This is a genomic window from Pseudonocardia sp. (genome assembly GCF_025465255.1).
GTDB lineage: Bacteria > Actinomycetota > Actinomycetes > Mycobacteriales > Pseudonocardiaceae > Pseudonocardia.
The window spans coordinates 22,810-41,331 of the sequence record NZ_JAODNI010000141.1; the positions used below are offsets into that span (position 1 = coordinate 22,810).

Annotated in this window: 18 protein-coding genes; 9 read left to right on the plus strand and 9 right to left on the minus strand. The window is 73.6% G+C overall.

Annotation, left to right across the window (positions count from 1 at the left end; genetic code table 11):
- Nucleotides 1–412: 412 nt before the first annotated feature.
- Nucleotides 413–1,087, plus strand: a complete 675-nt coding sequence (locus JWP64_RS17050; RefSeq protein WP_297497961.1) for a cytochrome P450 — start codon at nucleotides 413–415, stop codon at nucleotides 1,085–1,087.
- A 57-nt stretch (nucleotides 1,088–1,144) separates the two neighbouring features.
- Here the strand turns inward: JWP64_RS17050 and JWP64_RS17055 are convergent, their stop codons facing one another.
- The gene (locus tag JWP64_RS17055; protein ID WP_297497964.1) at nucleotides 1,145–1,348 is read right to left on the minus strand and encodes a hypothetical protein; all 204 of its coding nucleotides are present in this window, start codon (nucleotides 1,346–1,348) and stop codon (nucleotides 1,145–1,147) included.
- Between the two features lie 78 nt (nucleotides 1,349–1,426).
- On the opposite strand from JWP64_RS17055, the gene JWP64_RS17060 reads away from it, so the two are divergent.
- Nucleotides 1,427–2,389, plus strand: a complete 963-nt coding sequence (locus JWP64_RS17060) for a DUF2071 domain-containing protein (protein WP_297497966.1) — start codon at nucleotides 1,427–1,429, stop codon at nucleotides 2,387–2,389.
- A 355-nt stretch (nucleotides 2,390–2,744) separates the two neighbouring features.
- Nucleotides 2,745–3,707 carry an SDR family NAD(P)-dependent oxidoreductase gene (locus JWP64_RS17065; protein WP_297497969.1) on the plus strand — a complete coding sequence of 321 codons (963 nt, stop codon included), beginning with the start codon at nucleotides 2,745–2,747 and terminating at the stop codon, nucleotides 3,705–3,707.
- A 1-nt stretch (nucleotide 3,708) separates the two neighbouring features.
- Here JWP64_RS17065 and JWP64_RS17070 read toward each other — a convergent pair whose 3' ends face one another.
- Entirely contained in the window at nucleotides 3,709–4,692 is a 984-nt protein-coding gene (locus JWP64_RS17070) for a Ku protein (protein WP_297497973.1), read from the minus strand.
- Nucleotides 4,693–5,193: 501 nt separating this feature from the next.
- Between JWP64_RS17070 and JWP64_RS17075 the strand changes: the two genes are divergently transcribed.
- Nucleotides 5,194–6,090: a WcbI family polysaccharide biosynthesis putative acetyltransferase gene (locus JWP64_RS17075; protein WP_297497975.1), complete on the plus strand. Its 897-nt coding sequence runs from the start codon at nucleotides 5,194–5,196 to the stop codon at nucleotides 6,088–6,090.
- A gap of 9 nt (nucleotides 6,091–6,099) precedes the next feature.
- Here the strand turns inward: JWP64_RS17075 and JWP64_RS17080 are convergent, their stop codons facing one another.
- Together JWP64_RS17080 and JWP64_RS17085 are read right to left on the minus strand one after the other, a co-directional pair.
- Nucleotides 6,100–6,759, minus strand: coding sequence for an HAD family hydrolase (locus JWP64_RS17080; protein WP_297497978.1), 660 nt, complete (start codon nucleotides 6,757–6,759; stop codon nucleotides 6,100–6,102).
- Nucleotides 6,759–8,489, minus strand: a complete 1,731-nt coding sequence (locus JWP64_RS17085) for a thiamine pyrophosphate-dependent enzyme (protein ID WP_297497981.1) — start codon at nucleotides 8,487–8,489, stop codon at nucleotides 6,759–6,761. Before JWP64_RS17085 ends, JWP64_RS17080 begins: the two co-directional genes overlap by 1 nt.
- A 205-nt stretch (nucleotides 8,490–8,694) precedes the next feature.
- On the opposite strand from JWP64_RS17085, the gene JWP64_RS17090 reads away from it, so the two are divergent.
- The 5 genes from JWP64_RS17090 (at nucleotide 8,695) to JWP64_RS17110 (ending at nucleotide 13,431) form a co-directional block, all read left to right on the plus strand.
- A complete protein-coding gene (locus JWP64_RS17090) occupies nucleotides 8,695–9,675 on the plus strand; it encodes a methylenetetrahydrofolate reductase (RefSeq protein WP_297497984.1) in 981 nt (326 codons plus the stop codon).
- Nucleotides 9,676–9,723: 48 nt separating this feature from the next.
- Nucleotides 9,724–10,197: a hypothetical protein gene (locus JWP64_RS17095; protein ID WP_297497987.1), complete on the plus strand. Its 474-nt coding sequence runs from the start codon at nucleotides 9,724–9,726 to the stop codon at nucleotides 10,195–10,197.
- 37 nt (nucleotides 10,198–10,234) lie between these two features.
- Nucleotides 10,235–11,188 (plus strand): LLM class F420-dependent oxidoreductase, encoded by a 954-nt coding sequence (locus JWP64_RS17100; RefSeq protein WP_297497990.1) that lies wholly within the window; start codon nucleotides 10,235–10,237, stop codon nucleotides 11,186–11,188.
- A 77-nt stretch (nucleotides 11,189–11,265) separates the two neighbouring features.
- Entirely contained in the window at nucleotides 11,266–12,474 is a 1,209-nt protein-coding gene (locus JWP64_RS17105) for an NAD(P)/FAD-dependent oxidoreductase (RefSeq protein ID WP_297497993.1), read from the plus strand.
- Nucleotides 12,475–12,600: 126 nt separating this feature from the next.
- Nucleotides 12,601–13,431, plus strand: coding sequence for a SigB/SigF/SigG family RNA polymerase sigma factor (locus tag JWP64_RS17110; RefSeq protein ID WP_297497996.1), 831 nt, complete (start codon nucleotides 12,601–12,603; stop codon nucleotides 13,429–13,431).
- A gap of 109 nt (nucleotides 13,432–13,540) precedes the next feature.
- Here JWP64_RS17110 and JWP64_RS17115 read toward each other — a convergent pair whose 3' ends face one another.
- From JWP64_RS17115 to JWP64_RS17135, 5 genes are all read right to left on the minus strand, one after another.
- On the minus strand, nucleotides 13,541–15,187 hold the full coding sequence (locus JWP64_RS17115; RefSeq protein WP_297498000.1) for a cation acetate symporter: 1,647 nt from the start codon (nucleotides 15,185–15,187) through the stop codon (nucleotides 13,541–13,543).
- Nucleotides 15,184–15,549 carry a DUF485 domain-containing protein gene (locus tag JWP64_RS17120; protein ID WP_297498002.1) on the minus strand — a complete coding sequence of 122 codons (366 nt, stop codon included), beginning with the start codon at nucleotides 15,547–15,549 and terminating at the stop codon, nucleotides 15,184–15,186. The genes JWP64_RS17115 and JWP64_RS17120 overlap by 4 nt, the downstream gene beginning before the upstream one ends.
- Nucleotides 15,550–15,705: 156 nt before the next feature.
- The gene (locus tag JWP64_RS17125) at nucleotides 15,706–17,370 is read right to left on the minus strand and encodes a cation acetate symporter (RefSeq protein ID WP_297498005.1); all 1,665 of its coding nucleotides are present in this window, start codon (nucleotides 17,368–17,370) and stop codon (nucleotides 15,706–15,708) included.
- Complete coding sequence (locus tag JWP64_RS17130; protein WP_297498007.1) at nucleotides 17,367–17,711, minus strand: hypothetical protein; 345 nt, start codon at nucleotides 17,709–17,711, stop codon at nucleotides 17,367–17,369. The genes JWP64_RS17125 and JWP64_RS17130 overlap by 4 nt, the downstream gene beginning before the upstream one ends.
- Complete coding sequence (locus JWP64_RS17135; RefSeq protein WP_297498009.1) at nucleotides 17,708–18,496, minus strand: LytTR family DNA-binding domain-containing protein; 789 nt, start codon at nucleotides 18,494–18,496, stop codon at nucleotides 17,708–17,710. Before JWP64_RS17135 ends, JWP64_RS17130 begins: the two co-directional genes overlap by 4 nt.
- Between the last annotated feature and the right edge of the window lie 26 nt (nucleotides 18,497–18,522).

Genomic DNA, 18,522 nt, shown 5'->3' on the forward strand with positions numbered 1-18,522 from the left:
ACGAGCACCCGACCCGTACCGACCGAGCCGGCCCGCGCCACCGCCACCGACACCGCCCGCGTGCTCACCCTCGCGCTGGCCCCGATCGTCGCGCAGGGCGTCATCGCACGACGACGCCGCGTGGTCGCCCTGGCCGGGAAGCTGGACACCGACGGGCGCGGGGTCGAGGTGCTGCAGGACGTCCGGGACCGTTACGGCCCCGGGCCGGTCGGGTTGCGCATCCCCGGCCGCCCCGCGGCGCTCGTCCTGGATCCCGGGCACGTGCGGCGGATCCTCACCGAATCGCCCGACCCGTTCGCCCCGGACAACCGGGAGAAGCGCGGCGCTCTGCGGCACCTCCAGCCGCACGGCGTGCTGATCTCGCACGGCTCCCTGCGGGCCGAGCGGCGGGTGTTCAACGAGGCCGTGCTCGATGCCGGGGAGCCGCTGCACGAACAGGCCGCGCGACCGCTTCCGCAACGCCGTCCGCACCCACCTCGACCGGGCCGAGCCCGGCAGCCTCGCAGCCATGATGGCCCGGATCCCGGCGGACGGCCGGACCGATCCCGTCGACCAGGTCCCGCAGTGGCTCTTCGCCTACGACCCGGCCGGCGCGGTCGCGTACCGCGCGCTGGCCCTGCTCACCGCGTACCCGGACGAGCTCGCGCGGGTCCGCGCCGAGATCGCCGAACGGGACCTGACCGAGCCGCAGGACCTGCCCCGGCTGCGGGCCGCGATCCTGGAGTCCGTCCGGCTCTGGCCCACCACGCCGCTGTTGCTCCGGGACACGACGGCGCCGACCACATGGGGCGAGAGCACCCTGCCCGCGGGCACGGCGATGATCATCCCGACCTGGTTCCTGCACCGCGACGATTGCACCCGGGACGACGCCGACCGCTTCCACCCCGAGCAGTGGCTGGACGGCGGCGCGCACGAGGACTGGTCCCTGGTGCCGTTCAGCGCCGGGCCGGCGGCCTGCCCGGGACGGGAGCTCGTCCTGTTCACCGCGAGCACGTTCCTCGCGGTGCTGCTCAGGGAGCTGGACCCGGCCCCGCCGAGCTGTCGGGCGGTGAGCCGCTGCCGAAGGGGCTGGACCCGTTCGCCCTGAGGTTCCCGGTCCAGACGATGCGCTAGGACGGACCCTGGGCGGAACCGGCGCCGGGGGTCAGTTCCCGGCGCGCGCCTCGGCGCCGGTCTCCCCCGCGTAGCCCTCGTCGTCCCCGGCGACCCGCCCGACGTACTCCTCGTTCGGCGCCGTGCCGGTGGTGCTGGCGCCGTCGGCGTCCTCCTGGTCCCCCGGCTCGCCGCCGGTTTCCCGGGCCGCCGCCATACCCTCGTCGTCCGCCACGTCGTCCTCTGATCGCTTCATGCGGCGGGGCTACCCGGCCTTCCGCGGGCCGACACCCGCCGGGGCGCCGAGCGGCCGTCACCGGGGCATCCTGGGGTGATGGCCCTCCCCGAGCCGGTGACCGCCGAACCGCCCGCCCTCGCGCTTCCCCGCCTGATGCGGCAGAGCTGGCGCGACGTCGCGTTCCTGCACTGGGCGGTCGAGCCCGGCTCGGTGGCCCGGTTGTTCCCGCCCGGGGTACGGCCGGATGTCCTCGACGGCCGGACCTACGTCGGGCTGATCCCGTTCCGGATGGTCGGGGCCGGGTTCGCGCACGGGCCGGCGGTCCCGTGGGCGGGCACGTTCCTCGAGACCAACGTCCGGCTGTACTCGGTCGACGACACCGGGCGCCGCGGGATCGTCTTCCTCAGCCTGGACGCGGACCGCGCCGTGGTGGTGGCGGGGGCCCGCGCGGTGTTCGGGCTGCCGTACCGCTGGGCCCGGATGGGCTTTCGCGCCGACGGCGACGAGCGGGCCTACACGACCCGGCTGCGCCGGGTCGGGGTGCACAGCCGGGTCGCGGTCCGGGTCGGCGCCCCGACCGCCGGCGGCCCGCTCGAGCACTTCCTCACCGCACGCTGGGGCCTGCACGTAGCCCGAGGCCACCGGACCCGGTACATCCCGAACGCGCACCCGCCGTGGCCGCTGCGCACAGCCGAGCTCCTCGACCTGGACGACGGCCTGGTCGCCGCCGCGGGGCTGGGCGACCTCGCCCGCCGCCCACCCGACCACGTCGCGTTCAGCGACGGGGTCGCGGTCCGCTTCGGACTGCCGGTACCGGCCGCGACGCCACGCGGCGGAGACCGGATCAGCCGGCGGCGAAACGGGTACGGGACCGTCATGGGCAACCGAGACAGCAACCAGAGCTCCGTCCGGACCGACGAGCAGATCGCCTCCCCGAAGGGTTCCGAGGTCACCGAGGACGAGGCCGGCGGCGACGAGCCGATGGCCGAGGTGCCGGGGGGCCCGCAGGTCGACGTCCCCGCGGCGCAGGGCCACGTCCCCGAGGACGACGACCGGTGATCGCCGGTGGCTCGGGGCCGGACGGACCCGGCCACCCCGGTATTCGCGAATTGCGGTGTCGGCAGGACCGTTCAGAGCAGGCGATAGGGGCCCGACATTGCGCCGTTCGCCGCACCCGACAATTCCCTGGGCGTTTCTTCCGCTCCTCTCGGCCGTTGAAAGGAACAGGAGCCGCGACGGTGACGCCGCCGCGATTCCGGGCGTCCGTGATGTCCTTCCGTGGGGTTGCGGGACCGCCCGGGTGCGGAACGCGAACCGATCGGCCCTCCTGCCGGTAGGGAGTGCAGGTGGGCCGGTCGGTGCCCCGCCCGGCCCGCGTGGGGCATGAACCGGGCCGCAACGGGCACCCCGCACCATGACCGATCCGAACCACCGTTCCCCCCGACCGGTCGCGCTGGTCACCGGCGCCAGCCGCGGACTGGGCTTCCTGATCGCCCGCGAGCTCGCCGACCGCGGCCACGACCTCGTGATCTGTGCCCGCTCCGCGGAGGGCCTCGCCGACGCGGCGGCAGACCTGCGCGGGCACGGCGGCGCCGTCGAGACCGTCGCGGCGGACGTCGGGGTGAAGGAGCAGGCCGAACGCGTCGTGGCCGCCGCGCGGGAGCGGTTCGGGCGGCTGGACGTCCTGGTCACCAACGCCGGGATCATCCAGGTGGGCCCCGCCGAGGAGTTCGGGACCCGGGACTACGCCCAGATCATGGACGCCGTCTTCTGGGGCGCCCTGCACCCGACGCTCGCCGCGATGCCGCTGCTGCGCCAGTCCCGGGGACGCGTCCTCGCGATCACCTCGGTCGGCGGGAAGCTGCCCGCACCGCACCTGCTGCCGTACACCGCGGCGAAGCACGCGCAGGTCGGGTTCGCCGAGGGGCTCCGCGTGGAGGCCGCCGGGCAGGGCGTGTCGGTGACCGTCGGCGTCCCCGGGCTGATGCGCACCGGTTCCACCCGCAACGCGCTGCTCGCCGGTGACCGCGAGCGCGAGCGGCAGTGGTTCACGACCGCGGCGAGCGTGCCCGTTCTGTCCATGGACGCCGAACGCGCGGCTCGCCGGCTGGTCGAGGCGGCGCTGCGCGGTCGGCCGGAGATCATCCTGACCCCCCTGGCGAAGCTCGGCGTCCGCTTCCACGCGCTCGCGCCGTCGACCTCGCTCCGGGTGGTCTCCCTGGTCGCCCGGCTGCTCCCGGGCGCCTCCGGGTCCGGGAAGCCGGTGCCGGGGCATGCCATCGGCCGCCAGCCCGGCTGGTTCGACCGGCTGACCGGCCGGGACCGGCGCGCCGCCGAGCGCTGGCAGGAGCTGGACGACCAGGCCCCCGCTTCCTAGCCTAGGAGGCCTTCCGGACGGCGTCCGCGAGCTGCTCCTTCGACATCGACGAGCGGCCGCTGACGTCGAGCTCGCGGGCCCGCTCGAGGAGCTCGGACTTCGTCGCGGACCCGAGGTCCTTCTCCCCCTTCTTCTCCTTCCCCGCCTTCTTCGAGCCGGACTTCTCCTCGGCGCCGGCCTGCTCCGAGCCGGAACCGCCCTTCCCGCGGGCCGCCTCCACGCTGCGCTGAAGCGCGGCGAGCAGGTCCGTCATGTCCGTCGGGTCCGGCGGCTCCGCCTCGCTGACGATCTCCCGGCCCTCGCGCTTGTCCTCGATCAGCTTCTCGACGCGCTCGCGGTAGGAGTCGTGGTACTGCTCCGGCTTCCACGGCCCGCTCATCGCGTCGATCAGCCGCATCGCCATCGCGAGCTCCTTGTCGTCCTTCCGCACCTCGCGCGGGGACGGCAGATCCAGCTCCTCGTGCGGGTCGCGGATCTCGTCCGCGAAGTAGAGCGTCTCCAGCGCGAGGACGTCCCGGTCCGGCCGGATCGCGGCGAGGTACTCCTTGCCGCGCATCACGAACGTGCCGACCGCGGCCCGGTTGCTGTCCGACAGGGCCTGCAGCAGCAGCGCGTAGGGCCGGTGGTACTCCTCGCCGGTCGGCGCGAGCCAGTAGGTGCGCTGGTAGTAGATCGGGTCGATCTCGTCGAGGTCGACGAACTCCGAGATCTCCAGGTTCCGGGACCGTCCGGGGGCGATGGCCTCGAGCTCGTCCGGTTCGACGACGACGTGCTTGCCGTCCCCGACGTCCGCGCCCTTGACGATGTCGCCGTACTCGACCTCGTCGCCGGTCCGTTCGTTGACGCGCTGGTTGCGCACCCGGTCCGCGGTGCCGCGCTCGAACTGGTGGAAATGGACCGTGTGGTCCTCGGTCGCGCTGTACACGCCCACGGGGATCGACACCAGCCCGAAGCTGATCGAGCCCGTCCAGATCGCCCTGGCCATCGTCCTCGCCTCCACCGACGCCGTCCTGACCAGGGCTACCCACATCGGCGCGCCCCTGCACCCGGGACCGGTCGCCTCACTCCGTTACAGGGGTGAGCCCCGCCGCGCCGGCGCTCATCGGTGATCTCCGTGGCGATGAGAATTCCGGACATTCGCGGCCCCCTATTCGACGCGTGTAGCCTTTTCTCCATAGACACCCCGGTCGCCGTGCCGCAACCGGTGCCCGGCACGGAGCGGGGTGGAAAGGCGGCCGCGATATCGCCGAAGGTCGCCGATCATGTCGGACGGGAATGCGCGATTCGCGTGCCCGAATCGACGTCCGCGGTGAATGCCGCACACGATCAGGTCGCGCCGGTCGGTGAAAGCCCCCCTTCCGACCGGCGCGGCCTCCCCGGCTCTCCCGGTTCGGAGGTGATCTCGGTACGGGCTCCCCCGTTCCGTCCCGGTGCGACCCCCGCGGGTCGGCGAGCGCAGGGCCGCGGATCCGGACACCATGTCCGGATGGATCCGGGGCGTCGAGCTGACTACGCGGACTTCTACGACCCCGCCGACGGGCCGGTCGCGCTGGTGCACGGAGACTGCCAGGCCGAGTCCCTGCGGGTCGTGCTCGCCGGGTCACCGACGTTCCCCCACCGCACCGTCCGGATGCCGCCGGTGCACGAGCTCACGGCGGCCGACCTGCCGGCCCTGCACGCCCTGCTCGCCCGGACGCGGCTGCTGCTGAGCCAGCCGGTGCGCGACGACCACCGCGACCTGCCGCTGGGCACGCGCCAGCTCGCCGCCCTGCTACCGGCGGACGCGCAGGTACTGCGCTGGCCGGTGATCCGCTACGCGGGACTGCACCCGTGGTCCGCGATCGTGCGGCACACGGCGGACCGCTCGCTCGTCCCGCCCGCCGTGCCGTACCACGACCTGCGCACCCTGGCGATGGCCGCGGGGCGGCCCGCCCCGAAGGAACCGGCGGACGGGGCGGCGCTGCGCGAGGCGACCGCGCTGTCGGTCTCGCAGCTGGCGCACCGCGAGCGCTGCGACGCCGACGTCGGGGTGTCCGACCTGCTCGTCGGGCTCGGAGCCGCGGCGGCGCACACGCTCGACCATCCCGGGAACCCGGTACTCGTCGCGCTCGCCCGGCGGCTCCAGGAGGCCGCGGGCTGGCCGGCCGACGCCCCGGATCCCGGCCGGACCCTGCTCGGCGGGATCCGGTCGCCCCTGACGGCGCCGGTCCTCGCCGCGCTCGACCTGGACGCCCCGGAACGTCCGCACTGGACGGTCGACGGCCGTACCGTCGTCGAGGAGGCCGTCCGCGAGGCGCAGCTCGCCTGGTACCGCGAGCACCCCGCCTGGATCGCCGCGGGCCTGGCCCGGCACGCGGACGCCCTGCGCGTCCTGGGCCTCTGACCCACCCGGTCAGGTCCCGGCCAGCTCCGTGCGGTCCAGCTGCTCGCGGAGCTGCGGGAGGGAGTCGAAGACCTCCTTCGCGCCGGACTCCTTCAGCTCCTCCACCGAGAACCCGCCGGTCCGGATCGCGTACCCGGGGTACCCGGCGCGCCCCGCGGCCTCGAAGTCCCACACCGAGTCCCCGACGACGACGGCGGACCGCCCGCCGACCTTCTCCAACGCGACGACGAGCAGGTCCGGCGCCGGCTTCGTCCGCTCGACGTCCTCGCTCGTCGTCCAGGCCTCGCACAGCTCTCGGCCACCGAAGAGGTCCAGGTAGGCGTCCACATGGTCCGGTTTCCCGGAGCTCGCCAGCACCACCGTGAAGCCGCGCTCCCGGACTTCCGTCAGCAGCTCCCGCACGCCCTCGAACGGCTGGACCTCCTTCAGCAGCGGCTGGAACTCCTCGGCCCACGCCGCGCGGAGACCATCGCCGTGCTCCTCCTCCAGCCGCTTCCCCGCGACGGCCGCGACGAGCTGGTCCCCGCCCATCCCGATCGCCCGGTGCAGCCGCCAGACGGGCAGCGTCACGTCGTAGCGGCGGAAGGCGCGGAACCAGGCCAGCGCGTGGTGGTAGTTCGTGTCGACGAGGGTGCCGTCGACGTCGAAGATCGCCGTGTCCGCGGCCATCAGGAGTCTCCCGCCGACTTCACGGTCTCGGTGAGCTTCGCGACGGCGAAACCCCACGCCTGGGACACGGACGTCTTGGGCGGTACCGCGATCTCCTCCGGGTTGGTGACGACGTCCAGCAGCACAGGGCCGTCGTGCGCGAGGGCCTCCTGCACGGCGGCGTCGAGCTCGTCCGCCTTCTCCACGCGTACCCCGTGCAGCCCGCACGCCCGGCCGACGGCGCCCAGGTCCGGGTTCTCCAGCACGGTGCCGTGCTCCGGCAGCCCGGCCTGCTCCTGCTCGAGCTTGACCATCCCGAGTCGGGAGTTGTCGAACACCACCAATTTGACCGGCAGCGCGTAGGCCACGGCGGTGAGGATGTCCCCCAGCAGCATCGTCAGCCCGCCGTCCCCGCAGAACGCGACGACCTGCCGGTTGCGATCCAGCGCGGCCGCGCCGAGGGCCTGCGGCATCGCGTTTGCCATCGAGCCCAGGTTGTAGGAGCCCAACAGGCGTCGCGTGCCGGACATCGTCACGAACCGGGACAGCCAGACCGTCGCCATACCGGTGTCCGAGGTGATCACGGCGTCGGCCGCCATGTGCCGGTCCAGGCTCGCGGCCAGCTGCTCGGGGCGGATGGCGTGGTCCGGGTTGTCGAAGACGCGCCGGATCCGGCCCAGCTTCTCGTGGTCGTACCGCGGGTCCGCGAGGTGCGACTGCCGCTCGGTCCACCGCTCCCAGTGGCCACGGCAGGATTCCAGGTGCCTGCGACTGCGGTCCCGCGTGGCCAGCATCGGCTTCAGCGCGGTGAGCGTCGCGCCCGCGTCCCCGACCAGCCCCAGGTCGACGTGCGTGCGGCGGCCGATGTGCTCGCCGTGCGCGTCGATCTGCACAACCGTCTTCCCCTCCGGGTACCACTCGCGGTAGGGGAAGTCCGTGCCGACCATGAGGAGCAGGTCGCAGTCGTCGAACGCCTGCTGGGCGGCCGGGTTGCCGATCAGCCCGGACTGCCCGACCTGGTAGGGGTTGTCCCGCTCCAGGCCCTCCTTCGCCTTCAGGGTGAGCACCATCGGGGCGGCGAGGCCGTCGGCCATCGCGAGAACCTCGTCCCGCGCCTCCCGGGCCCCCTGGCCGACGAGCAGGGTCACCCGGTCCGCGGCGTCGATCAGGTCGGCCGCCCGGCGCAGGAGGTCCGGCGCCGGCGCGGTCGCCGGATGGTGGTCGACGAAGCGCGGCACCCGTCCGTCCGGCACCTCCTGCTCGCCGAGGTCCCCGGGCAGCGTCAGCACCGCGACGCCGCGCTGCTGGTTGGCCGAGTTCACGGCCATCTCCAGCAGGTAGGGCAGCTGCTCAGGGCTGGTGATCGTGCGCGAGAAGACCGCCACGTCGCTGAACAGGCGGTCGTTGTCGACCTCCTGGAAATAGTTGCTGCCCACCTCGGCGAGCGGGACCTGCCCGCAGATCGCCAGGACGGGCGCGTGCGACTTCTTCGCGTCGTAGAGGCCGTTGAGGAGGTGAACCGAGCCGGGGCCGACGGTGCCCATGCAGACGCCGAGGGTGCCGGTGAGCTGCGCCTGCGCCCCCGCGGCGAACGCGCCCGCCTCCTCGTGCCGCACGCCCACCCACTCCATGCGGTCCTCGGTGCGGATCGCGTTCGTGACGGGGTTCAGCGCGTCGCCGACCACGCCCCACACGGTGCGGACACCGTGCTCGGCGAGGGCGGTCACGAGCGTCGAGGCGACTGTCGCCATGGGACTCCTCCAGCTGCGACGGGGTCTGCGGTCGCCACCGCCTACCCGGCAGCCCTTCTCGCTATGCACCGGTACCGGGAGGCACGCCGCTCCCGGTCCGCGCCCCGTGGGGGGTTACCCCGAAGGCCGTGGGGGAACCCCGAGCGAACCCGATCGGAGGTGGCCGGTGGCGCTCGCCACGCGGGAAGTGTTGTGCCCCAAACGAATGCATTACGGACCGTGCGGCGGAGTCCGGGACGACCTGGCCTGCGAGATCGTGCCGGCCCGGTGCCCGTTCACCGTGCGGGACGAGCCGGTGCCCTGGTCCGGCCCCGATCCCCGCGACCGTCCCGAGCCCCCGCTGCTCACCCTCGCCGCGACCCGCCCGGTCGTCCTCACGGACCTGACGATCCCGCCCTTCGACGAGAGGGGCCTCACCTCGGTCGTCGGGACCCTCGTGGGCTCCTGCGACGGGCTGCTGGTCGGCGAGCACCAGGGCCGGCCGGACTTCCCCCCGGCCCTGATGACGGCGCTGGTCCGGGAGTCGGGCGGCGCACCGTGGATCACGCTGACCTGCCGGGACCGCAACCGGGTCGTCCTGGAGCAGGAGCTCGCCGGGCTCGTCACCGCCCGAGCGGCCGGGGTGCTCTGTGCGACCGGCGACGGCCGGGCGCCCGGGGTGCGGCCGGAGGTCACCCAGGTGTTCGACGTCGACGGCACCCAGCTCGCCGCGATGGCCGCCGCGGCGGGCCTGCCGGTCGCCGTCCCGGAGGCGCCGGAGGCTCCCCCGCAACGACTGCGCCCCGGCCGGCTGCGGGAGAAGCAACGGGCGGGAGCACAGTTCGCCATCCTCAACCACGTGGACTCCGCCACCCGCATGGCGCAGTTCGTGTCCGCCGCCCGCGCGGCGGGGGTGACGATCCCGCTGGTGGCGGGGGTCGCGGTCTACACCGACCCGCACTCCGCGGCCGTGCTGCAGAACTTCCCCGGCCTGCATCTCGACGAGGACCGGGTCGCGGCCGTCCTCGGCGCGCCGGACCCCGTGGCGGCCGGGATCGCGGAGGCGGTCGCGGAGGCCCGCGGGCTCCTGGCGCTCGACGGCGTCGTCGGCGTGAACCTGTCCGGGCTCGGCAGCTCGCACGGTCCGGCGGCGGGCGCGGAGATCAAGGCGGCGGTGGGCCGGGAGCTGATCGGCGGGTCGGCATGACGCTCGGGTCGCAGCAGGAGGACTCGGCGATGGAGCGCCGCGACGGCGATGCTGGGCCGCGCCGCCGTCGTCGGGTCCGGGGACCGGGTGCCGGTCCGCCCGGACTGGGCCGAGGTCGCGTGGTGCCTGGGCGTGCTCTGCACCGTCGACGCGAAGGCGGCGGTGCTGGCGGAGCTGCGCCGCCTCCTGCCCGCCGGGGCGTCGCTCGGGATCTTCGTGCTCGTCGCGCAGGTCCCGGACCCGCCCGATCCCCCGTCCGGCAACCACTTCCCCACCGACGCCGAGCTGGACGAGCTCCTGGACGCGGCCGGGTTCGCCGTCGCCGACCGGATCGGCCTGCGTGACCTCCCCGCCCCGGACCGGGACTGGAAGGACCGGGCGGACCGCGTCGAGGCGGCGATCGAGGCCGCCCGCGGCGACAGCCCCCGCTTCACCCAGGCGCAGGAGCAGGAACGGCGGTTGACCCGGCTGCTCGGCGACGGGGCGATCTCCGCGGAGCTGCTGCACGCCGTCGCCCGCTGACCGGATTTCCGGGCGGGGCAGCGGGTACGGCCTCCCCATGGCGAGCATCGGTTACTTCCTGTCCTGCGAGCAGTACGGCCCCAAGGAGCTGGTCGAGCAGGCGCGCGCGGCCGAGCGGGCCGGGTTCGAGCGATTGTGGATCTCCGACCACTTCCACCCGTGGAACGACGAGCAGGGCCAGAGCCCGTTCGTCTGGTCGGTGATCGGCGCGCTGTCCGAGGCGGTGTCCCTGCCCGTCACGACCGCCGTGACCTGCCCGACCGTCCGCATCCATCCCGCGGTGATCGCCCAGGCCGCGGCGACGGCCGCCGTCCAGCTGGACGGGAGGTTCGTCCTCGGCGTCGGCAGCGGCGAGGCGCTCAACGAGCACATCCTGGGCGATCCGTGGCCGTCGCCGGGCGTGCGGCTGGCGATGCTGGAGGAGGCCGTGGAGGTCATCCGGCTGCTGCACCGCGGCGAGCAGGTCAGCCACCACGGCGAGTACTACGAGGTGCAGGAGGCGCGGATCTACACGCGCCCCGAGCAGCCCGTCCCGATCTACGTCTCCGGATTCGGTCCGCAGGCGACGAAGCTCGCCGGCCGGATCGGCGACGGCTACTGCACCGTCATGCCGGACGCCGACCTCGTCCGGGCCTTCCGCGAGTCCGGCGGCGGGGACAAGCCGGTCCAGGCGGGCATGAAGGTCTGCTGGGACGCCGACCGCGAGGCCGCGCTGGACCGCGCCCACCGCCTGTGGGCCAACGACGTGCTGCCCGGCCAGCTCGCACAGACCCTCCCCCGCCCGCAGGACTTCGCGGCCGCCATGACCCTGGTGCCCCGCGAGCAGGTCGCGGAGGCCATCGTCTGCGGTGACGACCCGGAGGCGCACCTCGCCCGGGTGCAGGCCTACGTGGACGCGGGCGTGGACGAGGTCTACGTGCAGCAGGTCGGCGAGGACCACGAGGGCTTCTTCCGGGGCTGGTCGGAGCAGGTCCTCCCGAAGCTGCGCTGAGCCGAACCCGCACCGGGCCGAAGCCGCACCGGACCCACCCTGCACTGGGCCGCGCGCATCCTGGGTACCCGACCGACATGACGACTTCCGACGAGCAGCAGGCCGATCTCACCGGCCGCGTCCCGGAGCACGCGGACCTGCTGGTCGTCGGCGGCGGGCCCGCCGCGCTCGCCGCCGCGACCGGCTACCGCGACCATGGGGGCGAGGGCACGGTCGTCCTCGTCTCGGACGACGACACCCTGCCCTACTTCCGGCCGCCGCTGTCGAAGGACTACCTGCGCGGCGAGACGGAGGAGGCCGACCTCTTGATCGAGCCGGAGTCGGCCTACGAGGACGCGGACATCGAGGCCCGGCTGAACGTCATGGTCACCGCGCTCGACGCAGGCGAGCGGACGGCCATGCTGTCCGACGGCGCCCAGCTCACCTACGAGCACTGCGTGCTGGCGACCGGTGCCGCACCGAAACCGCTGCCGGTCCCGGGGGCCGACGATCCCCGGGTCGCCTACCTGCGGACCCTGGACAGCGCCCGCACGCTGCGGACGGCGGCGGAGGCGGTGCGCTCGGCGGTCGTCGCCGGCTCGGGGTTCATCGGGTGCGAGGCCGCGGCATCCCTGGCCCGGCGCGGCCTGGACGTCACGGTCGTCAGCACCCAGGAGCTCCCGCAGCAGTCCCGGCTCGGCCCGGACGTCGGCGAGCGGATCGCCGGCTGGCTCAGGGACGAGGGGGTGACCCTCGTCGGCGGCGCCGAGGTCGAGGCGATCGAGGACGCGCAGCTGGTCCGGATCTCCGGCCGTGAACCGGTCCGCGGGGACCTCGTGCTCGTGGCGGCCGGGATCGACCCGCAGTCCACCCTCGCCGCCGCGACCGAGGCGGAGATCGAGAACGATCGTGTCGTCGTCGACGAGCACATGCGCAGCAGCGTTCCGGGCCTGTACGCCGCGGGTGACGTGGCGTACGCCCGCAACGGGCTCGCGAACCGGCACCTCGTCGTCGAGCACTGGGGCGAGGCGGACACGATGGGTGGCATCGCAGGGGCGACCGCCGCCGGGGCCGACGCGTCGTGGGCGCAGGCCCCGGGCTTCTGGTCCGTCGTGGGCGATCACACGCTGAAGTACGCGGCCTGGGGCGACGGTTTCGACGACGTCGAGTTCGTCGACCACGGGAACGGCGCGTTCGCCGCCTGGTACTCCGCCGAAGGGGTGCTCGTCGGCGTCCTGACGCACGAGGCGGACGACGACTACGAGCGCGGATCGAAGCTTGTCGAGGAGGGTGCGCCCACCCGTTGAGCGACGGGCGTGCCTCGCCGACCTGCGCGCTGCGGCGCGCAGCGGTAGCGTCGTCCACAGCCCCGGGTTCCCGGGTCGCCGTGGGTGCAGCCAGTCGCCCTTCCCTGTACGTCTCCTGGGAGGGTCATGTCCGCACCACAGCTGGTCCCCAGCGATGCCGCCACGTCCACCGGACCGACCTCCGTCACACGGCCGGACAGCGAGTACGCGGACCAGATGCCGCGCCTGCGCAGGTACGCGGCGCTCCACGAGGGGGACCCGCGACGGGCGGAGTTGCGCGAGGAGCTGATCCTCGCCTTCCTGCCGGTCGTGGAGAACCTGGCCAAACGGCACGGCGCGGGCTACCCGGCGTCGAACGAGGACCTCGTGCAGGTCGGCACGATCGGCCTGATCAACGCCGTCGACCGCTGGGACCCGGACCGCGCCCAGGGCGACTTCCTCGGCTATCTCATCCCGTGCGTCCGGGGCGAGATCCTGCGCTACTTCCGGGACCGCACCTGGTCCACGCGGGTCCCGCGGCGGCTCAAGGAGCTCAGCGTCGCGATCACCCGCGCCACCGGCCCGCTCTCCCAGTCCCTCGGCCGCGCGCCGCGGCCCAGTGAGCTGGCCGAGCACCTCAAGGCGGACGTCAGCGAGATCATCGACGCGCTCGGCGCCAAGAACAGCCACCACGCCGGCCCGCTGGACGCCAGCGACCCCGAGACGGACACCTCGCTGGCGGACCGCCTCGGCGAGCTCGACGGGGAGCTGGAGACCGTCGAGTACCGGCACGCGCTGCGGCCGTTGCTGGCCCAGCTGCCCGACCGCGAGCGGACGATCCTGCTGCTGCGGTTCTTCGGCGAGATGACGCAGACCCAGATCGCGGACCGCATCGGGATCTCCCAGATGCACGTCTCCCGGCTGCTCAGCCGGACCCTCGAGCAGCTCCGCCAGGGCCTCGTCGAATCCGAGTCCTGATCCGGCGCGCCGCGCGGGACCGCCCCGCGTGGTCCGGTGCCACACGCCCCTGAACGGCAGTGCGCCGGCCCCGGGGATCCGGGACCGGCGCGCGCCGGGGTTCAGCGGGTCAGTGGTGGGACACCCCCTCCACGCCCGCCCCGGTCAGCGAGCGCACCTCCATCTCCGCGTACTTTCCCTCGTCCGCGCGCTCCTTCGACAGCACCGTGCCGAGGTAGCCGAGCAGAAACGACAGCGGGATCGAGACCAGGCCGGGGTTGTCCAGCGGGAACCAGTGGAAGTCCACGCCCTGCAGCATCGACGGGCTCCGGCCCGTCGCCGGGTCCACCGGCTTGCCCGACACCACCGGCGAGAAGATGATCAGGATCAGGGTGATCCCGAGACCGCCGTAGATGCTCCACAGCGCGCCCTGGGTGTTGAAGCGCTTCCAGAACAGCGAGTAGAGGATCGTCGGCAGGTTCGCCGAGGCCGCGACCGCGAACGCCAGCGCCACGAGGAACGCGATGTTCTGCCCGTTGGCCAGGATGCCGCCGAGGATGGCGACGATCCCGATGACCACCGCGGTCCGCCGGGCCACCTTGACCTCGGTCTGCTGCTCGTCCTGGACGTTGCCGTGCTTGATCACGTTGATGTAGATGTCGTGCGCGAACGACGCCGACGCCGTGATCGTCAGGCCGGCGACGACCGCGAGGATCGTCGCGAACGCGACGGCCGCGATCAGGCCCAGCAGCACCGTGCCACCCAGCTCGTAGGCCAGCAGCGGGGCGGCGGAGTTGGCCGCGCCGGGTGCCTTCTTGATCGCGTCCGGACCCACCAGCGCCCCCGCGCCATAGCCCAGCACCAGCGTGAACAGGTAGAACAGGCCAATCAGCCAGATCGCCCAGACCACCGAGCGGCGGGCCTCCTTGGCCGTGGGCACGGTGTAGAAGCGCATCAGGATGTGCGGTAGGCCAGCCGTGCCGAGCACGAGGGCGAGGCCGAGCGAGACGAAGTCCAGCTTCGTCAGCCCGGACTTGCCGTACTGGGCGCCGGGGCTGAGCAGCTTCTCCCCCGTCGCGCCCGCGCGCTCGACCGCGCTGCCCATCACCGAGGAGAGGTTGAACTTGAACAGGGTGAGCACCCAGACCGTCATGACGGCGGCGCCGATGATCAGCAGCACCGCCTTGATGATCTGCACCCAGGTCGTGCCGCGCATGCCGCCGATCAGCACGTAGGCGATCATCAGCGCGCCGACGATCGCGATGACGATCGACTGGCCGGTCTTGCTCTTGATGTCCAGCAGCAGCGCCACGAGGCCACCGGCGCCGGCCATCTGCGCGAGCAGGTAGAAGAACGACACGGCCAGCGTCGACGTGGCGGCCGCGGCGCGGACCGGACGCTGCCGCATCCGGAAGGCCAGGACGTCGCCCATCGTGTACTTGCCGGTGTTGCGCAGCAGTTCCGCGACCAGCAGGAGCGCCACGAGCCAGGCGACGAGGAAGCCGATCGAGTACAGGAAGCCGTCGTAGCCGTAGAGCGCGATCGCCCCGGCGATGCCGAGGAAGGAGGCGGCGGACAGGTAGTCGCCGGAGATCGCGATGCCGTTCTGGGGGCCGGTGAACCCGCCGCCCGCGGTGTAGAAGTCCGACGCGCCGCTGCCGGCCTTCTTGCTGACCGCGATGACGATGCCGAGCGTGATGACGACGAACGCGCCGAAGATGCTGATGTTCAGGATCGGGCTGCTGCCCTCGACCCCCGGGGTCTGCGCGAGGATCATCGCTTCGTCCCCTCGATCTGCTCACGGATCGCGGTGGCCGCGGGGTCGAAGTGCTTGTCGGCCCACTTCACGTACCAGGTCGTGATCGCGAACGTCGAGACGAACTGCAGCAATCCGAAGACCAGGCCCACGTTGATGTTGCCGACCAGCTTGATCGCCATGAACGACGGTGCGTAGCTCGCCAGCAGGACGTAGAGCAGGTACCAGGCCAGGAACGCGCCGGTGAGCGGGAAGACGAACTTCCGGAGCCGGCTGCGCAGCTGCTGGAACTCCGGGCTCGCCTGGACCGTTGCCCAATCAGGGGCCTCCGTCCGCTCGCCTGACGGCGGGCCGGACGGTGGCGGGGACTCGGTGGTGCTCACGTTGCCTCCTTGCACGTGTCGGATCACTCGCACAGCACAGGAAAGGGCGCCCGCTTCCGGAGCGGAAGTAAGGCACGACACACCGCAGGGCGGCACGACGAACGGCCGACGAACGGTCGTGATCCACGACGGACGGTCGCCCGGATCACGCTCCGGTCAGGGCGTGCGGGTCTCGTCGAGGTGCAGGCGCAGCATGGTGGACTCCGCGCCCGGCGGCGGGTCGTCCGCCAGGGACACCAGGACCATCGTCAGGAACGCCAGCGGCACGGACCACAGCGCGGGCTGGCCCAGCAGCAGGGCGGTCAGCCCCGGCTCCGGCCGCAGCACCAGGCTCGTCCCCATCACCCCGGCGGAGGAGAGCAGCCCGACGGTCATCCCGACGAACGCCCCGCGGGGCGTCAGCCGCCGCCACCAGATCCCGAGCACCAGCAGCGGGCAGAACGTCGACGCCGCGACGGCGAACGCGGACGTCACGACCGCGCCCACGTCGATCCGGACGGCGAGCAGCGCGAGCGGCACGACCACGGCGGCCGCGACGATCGCGCTCACCCGCAGCCTGCGCAGCCCGCCGGGCAGCAGGTCGTGCGCCACCGCGCCGGCCAGCGCGAGGACCAGACCCAGCGACGTCGCGAGGAACGCCGCGAATGCCCCCGCGGTGAGCAGCGCGGTGAAGACGGTCCCGGCCACGCCGCCGTCGACCCGGCTCGGCAGCGCGACGACCGCGGTGTCCGTCGCGCCGGAGAGGTACAGCTCCGGCAGCAGGATCCCGCCGAGCAGCCCGTACACCGCCGGGAACAGGTAGAACGTGCCGAGCAGGCCGACGGTGATCGCGGCCGTGCGGCGGGCGGCGCGGCCGTCCGGGTTGGTGTGGAAGCGGACGATGACGTGGGGCAGGCCCATGGTGCCCAGCGCCGTCGCCACCAGCACGGACCAGGTGGCGAGCAGCGGGTGGCCGGACCCGTTGTCGAGCAGCGGGCGCTGCCACAGTTCGCTGCCCGGCAGCGCCACCCCGCGGATCTCCGGCACCCGCCCGCCCGCCGGGAAGACCCAGCGCCCGTCCTCCGGCGCGACGTGCTCGCCCGGGCCCAGCGTTCGGGGGACGCCGTCCGCCAGGACCGTGATCGGCTCGCCGACCTCGAGCCGGGTGTCCAGCCGGAACTGGACCTCGGTGGCCGCCGGGAACCGGCTGTACTCGGCGGGGTGCAGCGCCTCCCGGCGGGTGTCCGCGCCCACGGCGAGCAGCAGCCAGACCGCCGGGACGATGAACAGGACGAGCTTGAGCACGAACTGGAAGGCCTGGACGTACGTCGCCGCGCGCATCCCGCCGAGCGCCAGGGTGATGGCGACGGACGCCCCGGCCACGACGACGCCGACCCAGTACGGCGTGCCGCCCACGACGGTCAGCACCTGCCCCGCCGCCGTGAACTGCGGGACCAGGTAGAGCCCGGCGATCACCAGCACCACCAGCGCGCTGAACCGGCGCAGCCGCGGCGAGCCCAGCCGGGCCTCGGCGAAGTCCGGGACGGTCAGCGCGCCCGTCCGGCGCATCGGCGCGGCCACCAGCACGAGCATGAGCAGGTAGCCCGCGGTGAACCCGACCGGGTACCAGAGCGCGCCCACCCCGTTCTTGACGACGAGGCCCGCGACCCCGAGGAACGACGCCGCGGAGAGGTACTCCCCCGAGACCGCCGCGGCGTTGAGGGTGGGCGAGATGCGCCGGGAGGCGACGAGGAAGTCCGAGGTCGAGCGCAGGGTCGCGACCCCACGGGCCCCGATCAGCAGCGTCGCCAGGATGACGGGCAGGGCGGCGAGCGCGATCACCGTTCGGTCTGCTCTGCCCGCCGCAGCTGCCACCACGCCAGGAGGGCGAGGAACGGGTACGGCAGCACCGCGACCGCGAGCCACGCCACCGGCACGTCCGCGACCCGGACCGCGAGCAGCACCGGCGCGACGTGCAGCAGCCCGGGCAGCCCCACCAGCAGCGCCGCGCCGCCGGACAGGGAGACCGCGGCCCAGCGCAGCTGCGTGCGCCGGATCCGCTCGGCCCGCTCGCGCTCGGACTCGGTGAGCCGCGGCGGCGGCACGGCGATGCCGCCCCGGCGGGCGGTCAGGACGACGGCGGTCTGCGGGCTCGTCACGGTGACCCGGCGCAGGCGACTCACCGGGCCGCCCCGCCCAGCTCGCCGCGGGTGGCCGCCTCCAGGAGCAGGTCCCGCAGCTGACGGGCGTGCCGGCGGCTCACCGGGACGTCCCCGGCGTCGGTGTGCGCGAGCAGGCCGCCACCGGAGTCGCTGCGCAGCTCCTGCACCGCCCGGACGGCGAGCAGGAACCCGCGGTGCACCCGCACGTACCCGACCCCGCCCCAGTGCTCCTCGAGCCGGGAGATCGGGATGCGGACGAGATGCGCGTCGTCCCGGGTGTGCAGGCGCACGTAGTCCCCGTTGGCCTCGGCGAACCGGACGTCGTCCCGGCGCACCCAGCGGGTCCGCCCGGCGAGCTCGACGGGCACGGCCGCCAGCTCGTCGAGGGCGCGCGTCTCGGGCTCCGCGCCCCCGGCGGGCGGGGCCGCAACCCGGCGCACCCGGCCCAGCGCCGCGTCCAGGCGCTCGGCCGAGACGGGTTTGAGCAGGTAGTCCAGCGCGCCGACGCCGTACGCGGACACGGCGTGCTCCTCGAACGCCGTGACGAAGACGATCTCGGGCGGGTCCGTCATCCGCGCCAGCAGCGAGGCCAGCTCGAGACCGTCCATGCCCGGCATCGAGATGTCCAGGAAGACCGCGTCCAGCCGCTCCGCACCCTGCAGGATCCGCAGCGCGGACATCGCGTCCCCCGCCCGGTGCACCTCGCGGACGCACGGGGCCGCGGACAGCAGCCGGCACAGCTCGTCGAGGGCGGGAGCGACGTCGTCGACGGCCAGCACGCGCAACCTCACGGCAGCAGGGTTCACGGCGCCTCCGCGGGACGGAGCACGTC